Origin of the sequence: Rossellomorea pakistanensis (genome assembly GCF_016908495.1) — a bacterium.
GTDB classification, from domain to species: Bacteria; Bacillota; Bacilli; order Bacillales; family Bacillaceae_B; genus Rossellomorea; species Rossellomorea pakistanensis.
Window position 1 is genome coordinate 640,230 of record NZ_JAFBDZ010000001.1, and the last position, 16,357, is coordinate 656,586.

Annotated in this window: 15 protein-coding genes; 3 read left to right on the forward strand and 12 right to left on the reverse strand. The window is 34.6% G+C overall.

The genetic code is table 11. The features are described from left to right. Positions 1-7: 7 nt before the first annotated feature. Positions 8-1,180, reverse strand: coding sequence for a D-alanyl-D-alanine carboxypeptidase family protein (locus JOC86_RS03125; protein WP_205168307.1), 1,173 nt, complete (start codon positions 1,178-1,180; stop codon positions 8-10). 235 nt (positions 1,181-1,415) lie between these two features. Here JOC86_RS03125 and JOC86_RS03130 point away from each other — a divergent pair, with 235 nt between their 5' ends. Then, complete coding sequence (locus JOC86_RS03130; RefSeq protein WP_205168308.1) at positions 1,416-2,042, forward strand: 5-bromo-4-chloroindolyl phosphate hydrolysis family protein; 627 nt, start codon at positions 1,416-1,418, stop codon at positions 2,040-2,042. 15 nt (positions 2,043-2,057) lie between these two features. Beyond that, positions 2,058-3,206: a toxic anion resistance protein gene (locus tag JOC86_RS03135; RefSeq protein WP_205168309.1), complete on the forward strand. Its 1,149-nt coding sequence runs from the start codon at positions 2,058-2,060 to the stop codon at positions 3,204-3,206. 185 nt (positions 3,207-3,391) lie between these two features. Here JOC86_RS03135 and JOC86_RS03140 read toward each other — a convergent pair whose 3' ends face one another. From JOC86_RS03140 to JOC86_RS03165, 6 genes are all read right to left on the reverse strand, one after another. Continuing rightward, on the reverse strand, positions 3,392-3,565 hold the full coding sequence (locus JOC86_RS03140; RefSeq protein WP_205168310.1) for a hypothetical protein: 174 nt from the start codon (positions 3,563-3,565) through the stop codon (positions 3,392-3,394). Positions 3,566-3,698: 133 nt separating this feature from the next. Beyond that, positions 3,699-5,618 (reverse strand): vWA domain-containing protein, encoded by a 1,920-nt coding sequence (locus JOC86_RS03145; protein WP_205168311.1) that lies wholly within the window; start codon positions 5,616-5,618, stop codon positions 3,699-3,701. Positions 5,619-5,627: 9 nt separating this feature from the next. Beyond that, on the reverse strand, positions 5,628-6,503 hold the full coding sequence (locus JOC86_RS03150; RefSeq protein ID WP_205168312.1) for an ATP-binding protein: 876 nt from the start codon (positions 6,501-6,503) through the stop codon (positions 5,628-5,630). A 487-nt stretch (positions 6,504-6,990) separates the two neighbouring features. Beyond that, positions 6,991-7,404, reverse strand: coding sequence for a Rok-like winged helix domain-containing protein (locus tag JOC86_RS03155; protein ID WP_205168313.1), 414 nt, complete (start codon positions 7,402-7,404; stop codon positions 6,991-6,993). A 243-nt stretch (positions 7,405-7,647) separates the two neighbouring features. Then, the gene (locus JOC86_RS03160; protein WP_205168314.1) at positions 7,648-7,857 is read right to left on the reverse strand and encodes a DUF6501 family protein; all 210 of its coding nucleotides are present in this window, start codon (positions 7,855-7,857) and stop codon (positions 7,648-7,650) included. Positions 7,858-7,950: 93 nt separating this feature from the next. Continuing rightward, positions 7,951-8,094, reverse strand: a complete 144-nt coding sequence (locus JOC86_RS03165; RefSeq protein WP_205168315.1) for a hypothetical protein — start codon at positions 8,092-8,094, stop codon at positions 7,951-7,953. Positions 8,095-8,560: 466 nt separating this feature from the next. On the opposite strand from JOC86_RS03165, the gene JOC86_RS03170 reads away from it, so the two are divergent. Next, the gene (locus tag JOC86_RS03170; protein WP_205168316.1) at positions 8,561-8,830 is read left to right on the forward strand and encodes a hypothetical protein; all 270 of its coding nucleotides are present in this window, start codon (positions 8,561-8,563) and stop codon (positions 8,828-8,830) included. A 159-nt stretch (positions 8,831-8,989) separates the two neighbouring features. Here JOC86_RS03170 and JOC86_RS03175 read toward each other — a convergent pair whose 3' ends face one another. The 5 genes from JOC86_RS03175 to JOC86_RS03195 form a co-directional block, all read right to left on the reverse strand. Next, positions 8,990-9,472, reverse strand: coding sequence for a DedA family protein (locus JOC86_RS03175; protein ID WP_205168317.1), 483 nt, complete (start codon positions 9,470-9,472; stop codon positions 8,990-8,992). Positions 9,473-9,502: 30 nt separating this feature from the next. Further along, positions 9,503-10,288 (reverse strand): GNAT family N-acetyltransferase, encoded by a 786-nt coding sequence (locus JOC86_RS03180; protein WP_205168318.1) that lies wholly within the window; start codon positions 10,286-10,288, stop codon positions 9,503-9,505. A gap of 138 nt (positions 10,289-10,426) precedes the next feature. After that, complete coding sequence (gene pulA, locus JOC86_RS03185; RefSeq protein ID WP_239587361.1) at positions 10,427-13,324, reverse strand: type I pullulanase; 2,898 nt, start codon at positions 13,322-13,324, stop codon at positions 10,427-10,429. Between the two features lie 167 nt (positions 13,325-13,491). Then, complete coding sequence (locus JOC86_RS03190) at positions 13,492-14,373, reverse strand: gamma-glutamylcyclotransferase family protein (RefSeq protein WP_205168319.1); 882 nt, start codon at positions 14,371-14,373, stop codon at positions 13,492-13,494. A gap of 176 nt (positions 14,374-14,549) precedes the next feature. Then, positions 14,550-16,193, reverse strand: a complete 1,644-nt coding sequence (locus JOC86_RS03195) for an AMP-binding protein (protein ID WP_205168320.1) — start codon at positions 16,191-16,193, stop codon at positions 14,550-14,552. Between the last annotated feature and the right edge of the window lie 164 nt (positions 16,194-16,357).

A 16,357-nucleotide genomic window follows, 5' to 3' on the forward strand; every position in this document is an offset into this window, starting at 1 on the left:
TGAAATATTAAATATTCTGTTCACGTTGACGAAACATCGAAATTCCAGCAATAACCAACAAAATTAAATATAAAAATATTGGATATAAAATAATAACTTTGTTGAGATTTCCAGGTATTACATGTCCAGTTGTAGCCGACACAGTTGAAGGTTCTCTATTTTTATTCGTCCGCTGACTTTCAAGGTCAACGGAGTAAATTTCTTCATTTGCAGAATTCAATAATGTTAGATTACCTTCTGGTGTCAATTTTTCAGTGACATCCCCATCTTTAGGATGGGTATAAACGAGATTGTCTGTTAGTTTATAAATGTTGTCACCAAAAGTAAACTGAGTATCTTTCGACATCATACTCCGCGTGAATCCTTTTAATCCATAATCTAGCAAAGATTTCGTATCTCGATAAATTGCTTTTTTAGACTGGGCCTTCATAACTACTATTGTGATTGAAAGATGATTATTTTTGGCCGTAGTAATGAGTGTGTGTTTTGCTTCATCTACAAACCCATTTTTCCCACCTGTAACTTCTGGGTAAAGAATTTCACCAATTAACATACGGTGATGATTTATTAAAGTCGTCTCCCAGCCCTTACCCGACCAAGGGAGCTCTTCAATCGAGAACAATTTTTTAAACTCCTCATTTTTCATCGCATAATTTGTGATTTTTCCCATATCAAAGGCTGTTGTATAATGATGTTGATCATATAATCCATGTGGGTTGGTAAAATGAGTGTTGTCTACTCCTATATTCTCATTTAAAAATTGGTTTATATTTTTAGAAAAGTTTCCAACAGAACCATCAAGATGTTCAGCAATTGCCACTGCGGCATCATTTCCCGAATTAACCATCATTCCCTGTAATAATTGCCTTAAAGACATTTTTTCGCCAGGTAATAAATAAACTGATGAACCCTCGGTATTGGCTGCATTCTGACTAATCGTAACGATATCCTCCAAATTTCCATGCTCTAATGCATATATGGCAGTAGCAACCTTTGTAATGCTTGCTGGATTCATTTTTTTATCTTTATTTTTACTATATAAGATGCTTCCCGTTTCCGTATCCATTACGATAGCAGCTTGACTAAATAGCATCTCTGGTTTATTTACTTTAAATTCTTCAGCTTTGACATTCGTCGAAATAAACATCAAAATAAGAAGTATACTTAGGATTTTTTTCATATCAATTTTCACCTACAGTTTAAAATCTCCTTTGTCATTCTATCAAAAAGTATGACTATTCAACCATATAAAAATTTTTTTGTAAGCAAATTGAAATATTTTGTCGAAGTAATATCGTTTTAGTAAATATATTATGAAAAGTAATTGTCGAGAGAAAATGATTAAATGAAACCTTATAAGCCTTTCATTCGTATGATTAATATAAGATACGATAAAGTTTAGGAGTAGATAAGCGATGAAAAAATTATCCTTCTCAATTATAAGATTTTTATTAGCGTTTAGCGTGACAATGATCCTATTTTTATCACTAATCATAAGTGGGACCACCGATTTTTGGTTTTCACTTTTAATAGGGATATTAGGAGGAGTTTTATCTTCCCTAGTCATTAAGTGGTGTCAACTGAGACTATTTCTAAAAAAATGTGGATTAAACTACAAAGAATATATATATATACAGAAAAACTTAAAGGAAGCAAAGATAAAAATTAAACGGCTTCAAAAAACACAGTTTAAAGTTCGTTCATTAGGAGCTTTTAAACAAATTTTCGAATTAAACCGATTGTCAAAGAGGATCTTCACTATTGTCACTAAACAACCAAATAAGTACTATCAGTGTGAACAATTCTTCTTTCACCATCTTGATTCTGCTGTTGAACTATCGGAAAAGTACACATTCTTATCAACCCAGCCATTAAAAGAAGATCATGTTGTCGAATCTTTAACTGAGACGAAAAAAACGTTGCAAAATCTTAATCAATCACTTAATGACGACTTATTAAAGGTCCTTTCCGAGGACATTGACACATTGAATTTTGAGCTTGATGTTGCCAAACGAAATAATAACTTAAACATTCCAAAATAGGTAAGGAGTACGATTATGACTGAATATGAACCAAAAAACGGCCATTTGAATGAAATAGATGATTTATTGTTAGATCCATTTTCAGAAGGGAAGCAAACGGCGATCAAGTCTAGAGAATCGACATTATTAGTAGATCGCCTTCTCCCAGTTCAACAAGAAAAAGCAAGAGAACTTTCGAAGCAAATTGATTATAAAGATTATGAATCCATCCTGAAGTATGGATCAGCAGCACAGAATCAACTATCTAACTTCTCTCACTCCATGTTAGATCATGTTCAAAAAAAAGATGTAGGACCTGTTGGGGAAATCTTAAATGACTTAATGAAAAGATTACAGCAAATGAATCCAGATGAACTAAATACAGAAAAGAAAGGACTTTTCAAAAGAGTATTTAGCCGTGTCTCAAGTTCCATCAATGAAATCCTCTCTAAATATCAAAAAGTAGGTGCCCAGGTTGATCGAATAGCGGTAAAGCTTGAACATTCTAAAAAAATCCTATTAGAAGATATTAAACTACTAGACGGTTTATATGATAAGAATAAAGCCTATTTTCAGGCATTAAATATCTATATTGCTGCCGCTGAAATAAAGCAGCAGGAAATCGAAACAAGTATCCTTCCGAAATTAAGACAAAAAGCAGAAGAAACATCTGATGATATGGCTTATCAAGAAGTAAATGACACGATGCAATTTTTAGACCGACTTGAAAAGCGAATACACGATCTTAAATTAAGTCGTCAAATGTCAATTCAAACGGCTCCACAGATTCGTTTAATCCAGAACACCAATCAAGCATTAACAGAAAAAATACAATCGTCGATTTTAACAGCTATACCTTTATGGAAAAATCAAATTGCGATCGCACTTACTCTTTTTCATCAGAAAAAAGCCGTTGAGGCACAAAAGCAAGTTTCACAGACAACAAATGAACTTCTATTAAAGAACTCTCAAATGCTTAAAACTAACAGTATTGAAACGGCAAAAGAGAATGAAAGAGGTATTATTGATATTGAAACATTGAAGAAAACACAAGAAAATTTAATCTCTACTATTGAAGAAACACTTAATATTCAACGAGAAGGTAGAGAAAAACGACTTCAAGCTGAAAAAGAGCTTGTTACAATGGAAGAAGAGTTAAAGCAAAAGCTATTGGAATTGAAATAATCTGTAAGGGGCTGAACATTATTCCCCCCCTTGCTGTTTTCAAAATGAACTAGTTGATCAATTTTTTTCTTGTTCCGCTGTTACAGAAGAGATGATTTCTCCTTATAAAACATCTATATTAAATATTGATGTCCTACAAATTAAAGACGAGATCTTCTCAATATGAAAAACCCTAGGTATTTAATTTACCTAGGGTTGATACAATCGCAATCTTTTCTTCGATTAAACCCTGGAAGCTGGCAGTACCAATTTTTATTCGTACAATTCCACTCTTCATCCTTAAAAGCTGTAAGATTTACATTATCATTAAGACGGTGATATTCATCAATAATAGCTATTCCCTGTAGATAATCAAACATATGATCTTCCTTTCCAAATGGTATTTCCTACACCTTTTATTGTATTCTCTATACCATTTGGAAGAATGATTTTGATGATTGATTTCTATTCCGTCTTACGGCTGAAAATCCCTTCCGACTTTTGCCAATAAATTTAAAGACTTTTATACAATAATCTTCTTAAAAGAGGAAACAAAACATCTGGTAACTCCTCAATATCTGAAACAAGAATACTGAACTTTCCATAAATGTTTTGAATAATGTTCCTTTGACTCTCCTCAATCTCTCCGTTTGCAAGAAAGACATTAATAACCTCTATTCCTTGTTTCCTAGCATCTAATACAGCTTCATGGGTATCGACTATTCCGTTTTGTTCGTATCCCATCGCAGCAGGCTCTCCATCGGAAAACACCAGAAGAAATTTTTGATTTTCACTACGGTTTAGTAAGCGTTCTGTCATGATTCGAATGGCTAACCCATCTCGATTATCTTCTTCTGGGTGTAGTTGCATAATTTCTGCCCCATGATCAAGTCTTAAACTATTAGAAAAATCCATAACTGGCTTAAAGTAATTTGGATGATATGTTTTTGTTGCTTCATTAGTATCTTCCCAGAAACCGATAATTTCATGAGGAACTCTGACTGATTTAAGTGATTCATGAAAAAGAGTAATTCCCTTCTTAGTTTGTTCCATTTTGTCATACATAGACGCTGAACAATCAACTAATAATGAAAACACTGCATCAATTTCATGTGATGGATTCTGTTTTTTATAAAACATTCTTGGATTTTCTTCAAGTATAAATCGAAGAAGGTTTTTATTTAGCCTTCCAAAATGCAAGTCCGTTCTTGGTTGAACCTTTTTATGTTCCAATGTTTTTTCAATCATTTTTTTTAGTTTCTTCTGGTATGGGCTTATTAACCCTTTCAGTAGTTGGTATTGTCTTTTTTCTCCTAGACTGGGTTGATCAGTTTTTAAGAAAATAGGGGAAGCATATCGGTTTTCTTTACCGTATTGTTCAGTCCCATCCTTTCTCTTTTCCTCTTTCTCTTGTTGACGAGCTTCCATATTAGAATAATCTTCTTTTGGTGTTTGCTGTGAAGAGCCTTGCACCATTCCAAGAGCCTGGTCACCCTCATCACCCTCGCGTAAACCTTCCCCCATTAAGTTTGATTGTGATCCTTGGTTTAAGTCGAACTGTAAGAAAGAGTCACCAGAGTCACTTGTTTCACGATGCCAAGTTTTAAACTCCTCATCCATATATTCCTCTTTTCCATCGGGTTCATCGTCTAGTAAATCATTATTCTTTAAAGGGTCTTTTCTCTTGAGATCTTCAAAGGTAATATCCGGTTCATTCTCAAAATAAACATCTTCAGGTAAATGAAAATATTCATTAAGCATATCCCTTGATAGGATTTCGTTTAATACATCAACCATTTCCAAACAAATTTTGCTAACATCCGTTGAAGATTTTGTATCATAGAATCGCATCAATGACGATTTCAAAAAAGGCATAGCGGAATCAATTTCTCCAGTAATATTAGGTTCTTTTTCTAGTGGAGTTTGTGCATTCAAAAGCATAAACATAGAGTTAAAGAGAGCGTCAGGTATAACACTTTTTACAAGGTTTACATTTAATTGCGTCGAGAAATATTGACGAAAAATTCTCCTTCTTATCTCGAATGACCTTTTTGTTCCAGGACGTAATTTTTTACAGATTTCTTCCAGCCTAAGATCCTCACCTATAACAAATAATTGTTTAGCAAAACTAGGAATCATTGTGCTTTTAACCTTTGTTAGATACCGAACTATTTCTTCGGTATCACTGTAAAAATAATTTCCAATTGAACGTAAATAAATATCAGATTTAAGACCGTTCACTTTATCTTCCTGCTTACGATGGTCCCAAAAGTGACTCACATAGACATGATGATTTTTCAAATCTAAATAAGAATATGGCTCATATTTCACTTCCATTTCTCCATTTTGCGAAAGCGTTTTTGCTAAATCGACTAGCTCCATATAAAGAAGTGAATCAATGGTCTCATCATTAAATTGAATAAATCGGTGCATTCTTTACCCTCATTCAAAAAGCGTTTCCGCTATATTTTTGATTGCTGATCTTTCTCTTTCATCTTCTAACTTGTCAATTATCCCTCGTTGGATGGCTCTCTTTGCGGGTAAATAGACCGCCAAATCACAAGCATCGAGTAATGCTCGAATAGATGCAGCCTCTTCAGAGATTTGTCCATTTTGCACCTGGACTAGTAGATCTTTTGAAAGAGAAACAAAAAGCTTTATTAATTTTTCATCTACTAACTTACTTTGCTGAGAAATTACTGTCTTTAATGTGTCTCCTTCGATATAAGGAACTTCAATAACCACAAAACGATTTTTTAATGCCTCATTAAGTGGAACAGTACCAACGTAGCCTTCATTGATGGCTGCGATGACTCCAAAGGATTCATTTGCTTTAACCACTTCTCCTGTGAAAGGATTCGTAATCATTCTACGGTAATCTAGAACGCCATTTAATATAGGCAATGTTTCGGGTTTCGCCATATTAATTTCATCGATATAAAGAAGATGCCCTTTTTTCATCGCTTGAATAACAGGTCCTTCTACAAATTCGATACTAGATTTACCATTTTGTTCACCAATCGTTTTATATCCTAGTAACGCTTCAGCATCCAGATCAACAGAGCAATTAATACTGTGCATCGGCTGAGAAAAAAGATTTGATAATGTTTCGGCAAGCTTTGTTTTACCAGAGCCTGTTGGCCCTTTTAACAACACATTTTTCCCCATTGCTAGTGCTATGATCGCATCTTCAATGATAGAAACATCACTCGCTGTATAACCTCCACTTCCGATTAATCGGCGATCCTCTTGGAACAGCTTTTGCCGAGTTTTTACAGTAGTAGAAATTTCTTGTGGTAATTTATAATCTATATTCATGATCGCATTCCTTTCTTAATCCCATTACTAGCTTCTAATACTTTATAATTTGTGAAAAACTTACTAGCAAACATTCTACATGATAAAACGTTTTCACTGCAAAGATTGATTCTTTATTGGATTAGAAAAAGCTAAATGAATCTTCTTGGCTATACAAACGATAAATTTATTTCTTACAAATCCTCCCTCTGTATTTCATCATTTACATACATTAGATGAATGATGAAAAAATTATCCAAAACATTGCCTAATCTAAAAGAGTGTACCAGCTTTAGCGTCAATTTTCATTTCAATCAAGTTCCCTTTTCCTTAAATTTATTATGATAAGGCTATTTTCGTAAACCTTGTTATTATTTGAAAGGGGGTGATTGGATTCCGCTCCAACCAACCATATTACAAATATTTATGTTCTAAAATAACAACTATCTTTTAGAAAACATCCTATAATAAAAAAGAGCTATCCAGATCGGCAGCTCTTTATAATCTATTATGACTGATATGTATACAATCCTCTATTTGCTTTGATTACATGATGATTCTGTCTTTCTAGAGCCCTCATAAAAGTAGTCATATTGGCAATCTTGTAACCCGTTCTTTCTTCGATTTGTCTTTGCAAATCTGTTCCCCTAATTGGTTCATTTAACGATTGTAGAATGTTTACGGCTACCTTTCTCATCTCTTGGGCACGCGGACTTTTACGGCCTCTACCAGTATGAATGGTATGTGTTATAGGCGTGGGTTCACTCGTTGTATGTATTTCTCGGAAGGTTGGTGCCTCATCTAGCTCTCTTAATCGTTTTAGGATAGAATTCCTCTCTTCACGAAACTCTCTAAGGATTCTCTCTTCCGCATCATGTAACTGTTCAAATCGAATTTTTAACGCCATTCTTTCGTTAAACATGAAAAATCCCTCTCTCTATATGCCTAGATATAAGAATATTATATTCGTATCTTATTAAAAGGGAAAGTGAAACCAAAAATAAAAAACACGATCTAAAATTGAAGTTTTTGGACAAAGCTACCTTGTATTTGAAAAAAATAAAGGCTCTCGAAAAACAAAAGTCAGAACCTAACTTCATTAGACTCCCAAGGATATCTAGAAGTGTTCTGACCATTTGGATTTCATTTTGAACCCGTGGTTTATTTAATTACTTACTTCTTCAAAATAATTTTTATAAAACCCGCCCATTTTACCACTTTCATCAATGACAAAATAATAATCCTCTGTTTCGTTTTTCACCTCATAGGTCTTACCTTCTTTTAACACATTTTCTACCAAATATTTTGCCGCTTTAGTATGAACACATTTTACAGTTTTGATGGCTGGACGTTCAGTCCAATTTAGATGTAACATAGATAATGCCCCTTTCTTTCTGTATAGGATTAGTATATTCTATACTTGATCTGTACTTCAACAGATAAACTACTATTATTTATCTTGAAACATTTATCCCGTTTTACTATTCCTATCTCTTTCAAGTTCAACAATCGATAAACCATCCTGTAATGTCCATGATCGAATCAGATTGAAACCGAATTTTTTATATAAGAAGATCGCTGATAGATTGTCTTTTCCCGTTCTAACCACCACTCATTATTTTTTCGTGTAAAAAAATCAATAAACATTTTGCAATTCCATTTTTTTAAAATGTTTAGGATTAACCATTATCCGCATATACAATAATAATCGATTTTTTTCAAAAGATATTACTCCAATTAGTTGGTTTTCTAGAAAATAGCCGTAGAATCAGTGGTACTTTGTAGTTCGGAAAGTGATTCAAGTAGTGGTGGCAAATTCGAATAATCTAAAATTTGTCCTACTATTTGATAGGCATCCTTTTGTAAGTTACTATTTCACTGGCTATTTCTTTTTTTCGGTGATTTAATTTTTCAAACTTCTCACATCTTTCCGAATTTTATTAAATTCAAGTTTTTTATAAGATCATTTACATTTTATGATATATTGGGGTAATAATCGGTGAGAAAGGTATGAGGTTCGATTGCTTAGTGTTATTAAAAGAATATCATTTCTAGTAATAGGAATACTTTTCATTTATATGTCCTTACATCGACCGACTGAAGATAAATTTTATCAGTGGTTTCAAGATCAATATCGCGTTTCATGTACGAATTTAACATGTACTTTTCAAGATAATCAAAACCCTTACACCCTGATTGAGACTGGATCCTCAATTAAAGAAGAATATCTTATCTTTAATACCATTGGAAAAACCTTCGAGGGTGAGGATGGTCGTCAAACAAATATTAAAGTTATCGGGATATTAGGGACATTTTTTACAATAACCGAAGATATGAAAATACCATAAAACGCTAGCTAAAATGAAGTATGTCTGTATGTCACAACCTATTAATCTTCCTTTATCAGTCTTTGTCTTCTGTTCTTCTTTTTCTTATAAATCAAAAGAATAATAAGCATAACGAATGTCACTAGACTGACGCTCATAAGAACGAAAGGTTCCCAATGATCATACTAAATGTACTAGGAAAATATCTGCCATAGTAAAAAAGAGGAAACACCATATAAAAGCAGACGGAAAGGCAAAGACAGTAAATCTACCAAAGGAAACCCCTGAAGCACCAACAATATAAGGCATAAACAATCGTACACCTGGAATAAAATAGCTAAACGAAATAGAAATCGCCCCATAATGATGGAGCCATTCTTGACTCTTATTCAGTAATGCAGAGGATTTCATTTTATTTCGTTTCAGAATAACATTTGTGCCTACCATTCTTCCTACCCTATAGCCAAAAATACCGGACGTTACAATCCCATTATAAGTTGAGAAGAATGCAATCCAAGGATTGTATTGCCTCCATTCTGTTATTGCACCAGCAAGCGCCGTGCTTATTTCATTAGGTAGAGGAAAGCCAAGAAAAACTAACCAACTAAAAGCAAACATGGCGAAATACCCCAGATCATTGGTTAACTCTAACAAGATATTCATGACGTTCCTCCGTTCAATCCCACCTATCCCTTAATCATTGTTCTTTATCCAATAATCGAATGTTGTATACTGACCAAATCCGATTTTTTTCAGTATGGGTAAGGAGTGGCCAACCCTTGCTTGACAAGTTGCAAGTTTAACACCCTCTTCTTGAGCTTGTGTAAGTCTAGTGGTTACTAACTGCCGATATATACCTTTTTTACGATAGGAAGGGATAATCCCACTACCGCAAAGATAGAGAATATCGCCATTAAGGCTATAACGATAATTCCCATAGCCAACAGGCTTTTCACCATGATACGCGATCATGTACCCCCCTAATTTGTTTTCTATGTACCTTTTTCTTTGTTGAAATTGAATAGACTTCTCTTCTTTCGGGTAACTCCAAATTTCCGAAGCAACCTCCACAAGCTGGTTAATTTCGTTATCATTTTTTACTTCTCTTATTGAGAAGTCCCCTTTGAAATCTCCTTTCCAATCTTCCAATTTTAAGGCGAGACCTTCGTATTGCTCAACTACTGAAAATCCCCTTTCACGAATAAACGTTTTCACCTCATCTCCAAGTGATTCTGAAATCCATAGGGAGAATGGGTGCTCATTGTAAAGGCCATGAATCTTTCCCCAAATGACTCGTATTTCATCTTTTGAATTTGCATAAAGATGTACGACTTTATTATTAAAAGGATTCAAAACTTTGTGATTCTTAATCGCAATTAAGTTGTCTTCCATTATATTTTCAATGTAATGGGGTATATCTTCCTTTTTGTAATCCCAATGATGTGAACTAATTGCTTTTACTATATCTTTTACTTGCATTTATAACACCTCTTAGATAGAATTATATCATTTTCAAAATTATGCGACATCTTATAAGTTAAAAAAGGTTAACCTCTCCTAGATTCTTTGCAAAATGAATAACGTAAAGAACAAAGGAATGGAGGTCAACCTCTTTTTTTATCTTTTTAAAATAAAAGTACTGTAAGGTTCAACTATTACTTTATCTCCTTTAATGATTTCTAATGTTTTAGTTCCAGCATCATTTTCATTTGCAAGAACATGCCATACTGCTTCTGAAGGTAGATTAATTGTTACTCTTTCCTTATTTGCGTTATGAATGACGACCATTTCTTTTCCTTTATCATGATGCGCTTTTAAATTCAAAGAATAAACTACTACTCCTTCAGATGAATGAAGGAAATTCAAAGTCGATTCAATTTGTTTCTTGGTTGTTAATCGAAAGGATTGATATTTCTTCCGGATGTCAATAAGCCCTTTCACATACTGAACCTCATCATTGTATTCATAGCGACGCTGCCAATCTAATTGATTTATTGCGTCTGGTGATTGATAGCTGTTATGATCCCCATCTTTTGTTCTCATGAACTCTTGACCTGCATGGAGAAATGGAACCCCTTGAGAAGTTAATATGATAGATGTAGCGAGCTTGTGCATTTGCTTACGGTCTTTCAGTGAAGCTTCTGGATTTGTTAACTCAAGCTTATCCCATAATGTAAGATTATCATGTGCTTCAACATAGGTTATGACTTGCTCAGGATCTTGATAAGTTGCTATCTCATCTGAATAATTCATCCCTGCTGCAATACCTTTTTGAATGGTTTCTCCCATTCCAGCTTTACCGTTGACAAAGCCTTTATCTTGATCGTTAAAAACGCTACCTTTAAGGCCGTCACGAAGATTGTCATTAAAATGAGCAATACCTTTCATGTCTTCAGCATTTTTTTGATTTGCTTTCATTTCTGAATTTAATGGAGTATTTAGATCCCATCCTTCTCCTAAAACAATAATGGAAGGGTCAATTTGATTCAGTTCTTCCCTTACCATATTCATTGTTTGTGTATCATGAATTCCCATTAAATCAAAACGATAGCCATCGATATGGTATTCTTTAGTCCAAAATTTGATCGAATCTATAATAAATTTTTGAACCATTTTACGTTCAGAAGCTGTATCATTCCCTACGCCTGTTCCATTGGCTAAAGAACCATCCTCATTGTAACGGAAGTAATAGCCAGGCACTAATTTATGAAAACTGTGTTCATTAACACTATAAACATGATTATATACTACATCCATGACCATTCTTAGGTTTTGATCATGAAGAGCTTGTATCATCGTTTTTAATTCAGTAATTCTCGTCTTAGGATTATATGGATCTGTTGAATAAGAACCCTCTGGTACATTATAGTTCTTTGGATCATAGCCCCAATTGAATTGTGGCTCATCTAACATTGTTTCATCTACAGTGCGATAATCATAGATTGGTAGGAACTGGACATGAGTAACACCTAGATCTTTCATATAGCTTAAGCCGGTGTTTACTTCATTTGGGCCCTTTGTATTTTTCTCAGCTACACCTAAAAACTTCCCTTTGTGTTTAATCCCACTCTCCGGGTGAATAGAGAGGTCACGGGTGTGAAGCTCGTAGATAATACTATCTTCAGGATTTTCCAGCTTTGGCTTGCGATTATTCCATTGTTTAGGGTCAGTACTGTCCAAATCTACTACAACTCCACGATCGCCATTTACAGTTACAGCTCGAACATACGGATCAACTGCTTCAGTCCAATCATCTCCGATTTTCACTTTATACGTATAAATTTGGCCGTCTTGATTTCCTGTTAGTGTATGGGTCCAGGTCCCATTTTCTCCTTTGGCCATTTCAATCTCTTCTCCCAATTCTTCTTCCCAAGAATCATAGAGTACTAGTTTTGCTTCTTGAGCCGTTGGTGCCCAAACACGAAAATTAGTTTTCTTTTCTGTGTATTCATTTCCTAATTTACCATCATAATAAAACATTTCATCAAACTCTTTTGATCTGACTACCTTCCCCATCTTCAAACTACTTTCTCCAAATGGAGGGAAAGTAATTGTATAATTGCTCGCGAGTTCCATCTTTGATTCAGTTTTTATTAATATTTTGTTAGTGGAGTCAGCTGTCCCCGTTAAAGGTATGATCTCTTTAATCTCCCCACCTTTCAATTCTATATCTTGGAAGGCATCCTCTATTGAAAAAGGTACATTTGTTTCTAGAGTAATTTCATCAAATGCATCTATTTTTGCATTTATTATTTTAGGTGTACGCTCGATAAACTCAGGGTCAACGTAGATCCTTTCTTGTCCTTGTGCAATCCAAACTTCTGCCTCCCCTTCTTCGTTAAAGTTCATAATAAACCTATCATTAAATTCTTTTTCTGCCCAATCATTTCCATTCACACTTTTCCTTAAAATAAATCCTAGTTTTTGAATTCCATCAGGATCTGAAAGTGTAAATTCTGCTACTTTTCCGAATTCATCTACTCCTGTGAAATTGACCCTTCTTCCTTCTTTCCCAGGATTCCATATCCAAAGGTTCCAATCTTCATATTTCTCATCATTACGGTAATAGTGAAGCTTTACTTTAACATTCTGAAATGAAGGAAAATCTCGATATTCACCATCCGGAGGTGATGGGTATGTACTCTCATCATTTGATTTGACCCAAACTTCTCCTATCCCAGAAGTAGTATCGATCCAGCGATCGCCTCCATCCTTCTCCCATGAGTCTGTTCTTACAATAAAGCCAACTTTTTTATGAACACCTGGAATTTCAACTTCTGCAATTTGACCAAACTTGTCAGTTCCAGTAAATTCATAAACCTTTCCTTCACCTCCTTCAGGCCATACCCAAAGGTTCCAACCCTTTGTGTTTTCTTCTGAAGGCTGATAATGGATGATGACCTTTGTAGAACCATTCTTCGATAATGCAATCGATTGCATATTTGGCTGCAAAAATAGCGGCAATAATAGAATAATAGCTAATAACATTCTTAACAACTTTCGTTTATGATGCATTTTCTCACCTCATTTTACTTATTTGCTTTCAATATTACTTTACTAAAATAATGAAACCGTTTGCGTTATACTTTTATCCTAATTTTCAAATTATTCCTAGTAGTATTTTCACAAAAAAAGGCAAAGCATCATTCAAGAAGAAAAATACTTTGAACTTTAAGTAGAAACTATTTTTTTAGTAGATTGCTTACTTCTTCATATGTAAACCCTAGATCAACCAATTGTTTTTTTAAGGATTGATGATAACCTGAACTAACATAGGGATGTGCTCCCCTTAGAATTTCACGAGCATAATGGGCAGGTGGTTTCGTTTCTTTTTGTTTATCTTTAACAATAAAAGTTAAGACATCTTTATAAACAGTGTTATCCACTTCTACATTAATGAGTGCAGCACGGTACCAACCAGGCAATACCCCTTCCCTTTGAAACAAATATTCTACTGCATCATATGGAAGACGATACACGACTCCTTCTGTTGTGCCTCCATCTTCTACAATATCCCCTCTCCCTCCATCATGGACAACAAATTGATATTTCATTGAATATCCATGTAGGGTCCCTTTTCCAAGAGGAGATTGGAAATGCTGATCGACCCCAGCTAACTGAAATCTCTCAAGATCCATACAAGAACCGTATGCAAAATATAACGATTCTAATGGTTTTGTCTTTATATAATTATGTACTTTCCAATCACCACTAGGGATTTTTTCTTGAAATAGAGTTGATTGTTGACCTGTATAATAAAGACTTCTAATTATCCCTTGGTCTGTTTGGATATCCATTTCATACCTTTTATATAGATTATCATTACGTTCTTCTTTATACTCCTCAAGCTCATCTACACGGGATAATATTGAAGGAGATACACGATAAATCTCACCATACACCCTTTCGGTCCCCTCTTTTAATGCTGGATAACCATTATGTGTATCGTAAAGTTCGCCATTTATCCAAGCTTGTTCGCATACTAATTTTGAGTTCCCTAGCCAATGGTGATTTCTTTCGTTCCTTCTTAATGTACCATATACAAATAATAAAACATCATTCAACTTAAACACCTCAGGTAATAGAATACTAACAATATAACATAGTTAAGCAGCATCAAATAGTCTATTAAGAATGAATTTAGTCGTTCGTTTTATAATTATCCGAAAGCTCAATGATCTATTAAAAAAGGCGGACCCTCTGAAAGGTCACACCCGCTACCTCAATTATATTCCTCATTTTATATTTTTTGAGAAATTAATTCCTGTGTTTTTTCTCTAAGCTTAAACTTTTGAATCTTTCCAGAGGCAGTCATTGGATAGCTATCCGTAAATTCTATATATCTTGGGATTTTATGTCTAGAGATTTTCCCTTTACAATAATCGCGTATTTCTTCTGTTGATAAGCTTTGACCCTCTTTTAATATGATCCATGCCACAACTTCTTCACCAAATACTTCATCAGGAACGCCTAAGACTTGAACATCTAAAATCTTCGGATGCGAATACAAAAATTCTTCAATTTCTCTTGGATAGATATTCTCACCACCTCTGATAATCATATCTTTTAGACGACCAGTTATCCGACAATACCCATTTGAATCCATAACAGCTAAATCACCAGTATGTAGCCACCCATCTGAGTCAATGCTAAAATTTGTCGCTTCATCATTTTTGTAATAGCCTTTCATGACATGATAACCCCTTGTACACAGTTCTCCCTGCTCACCAAATGGCACTTCATCTGTTGTCCCTGGAGTTACAATTTTCACTTCGACACTTGGAAGTGCCCTTCCCACCGTTTCTACTCTCAATTCAATTGGATCGTGAGTCCTTGTCTGGGTAATGACAGGGGATGATTCTGTTTGTCCATAGGCGATTGTAATTTCGTCAGCACCCATTTTTTCGATTACATCCTTCATTACTTCAATTGGGCAATTGCTCCCAGCCATGACCCCTGTCCGTAAATGTGATAAATCAAATGTAGAGAATTTAGGATGGTTTAATTCAGCTATGAACATAGTAGGAACACCATGTAAAGCAGTACATTTCTCATCCTGAACAGTTTGTAAAACCTCTAAAGGACTAAATTCTTGAATAGGCACCATAGTTGCCCCTACAGACACACAAGCCAGTGTTCCAATCACACATCCAAAGCAATGGAAAAAAGGAACAGGAATACAAAGGCGATCTTTGTTTGTTAAACGCATACAATTTGCGATATTATAGGCATTGTTTACAATATTACTATGCGAAAGCATAACCCCTTTTGGAAAACCAGTGGTTCCAGAGGTATATTGCATATTTATTGCATCATCTGGTTCTAGACTATTTAATCTTTCATTAAGCAGATGATCTGTAATATCATCAGACATTTTAAGTATATCATCCCACGAAAACGTTCCTGGAAATTTTTTATCTCCTAAAACTATAACATTCTTTAAGTATGGCAGACGACTACTCTTTAACTTTCCTGGTTTACTGTTCTTGAGCTCTGGGCAAATTTCATATAGCATCTCAATATAAGATGCATCTCTATAGCTTTCCATTAAAATAATCGTAGTAGAATCTGATTGTTTTAAAAGGTATTCAAGTTCTGCAGCACGATAATTCGTATTAACTGTTACTAAAACCGCTCCCATTTTCCCTGTTGCAAATTGGCTTGCAAGCCATTCTGGGGTATTTGTTGCCCAAATGGCGATATGATCACCTTTTTTCAATCCTAATGCCATAAGACCCTTTGCAACTTTTCGGCAGTGCTGGTTTAGTTCATCATATGTCCAGCGCAGGCCACGATCCGCATAGACAACAGCTTCTCTCTCTCCTTGTTCTGTTGCTCTTTCTTCCAATAAAGTTCCAACAGTTACATCCAATAGATTTGACAACCTAAAATCCCCCTTGTTCAACAACACATTTGTATGAAACTGGTTATCTAGATGTTCATATCTCGGTTGTTACCATCCCTCCTCTCTATATTATCACAATTTTTGTAATATTCAAATACAACAAGTGGATCACCAATATACTAGCTTTCTAATGAATAAAGTTT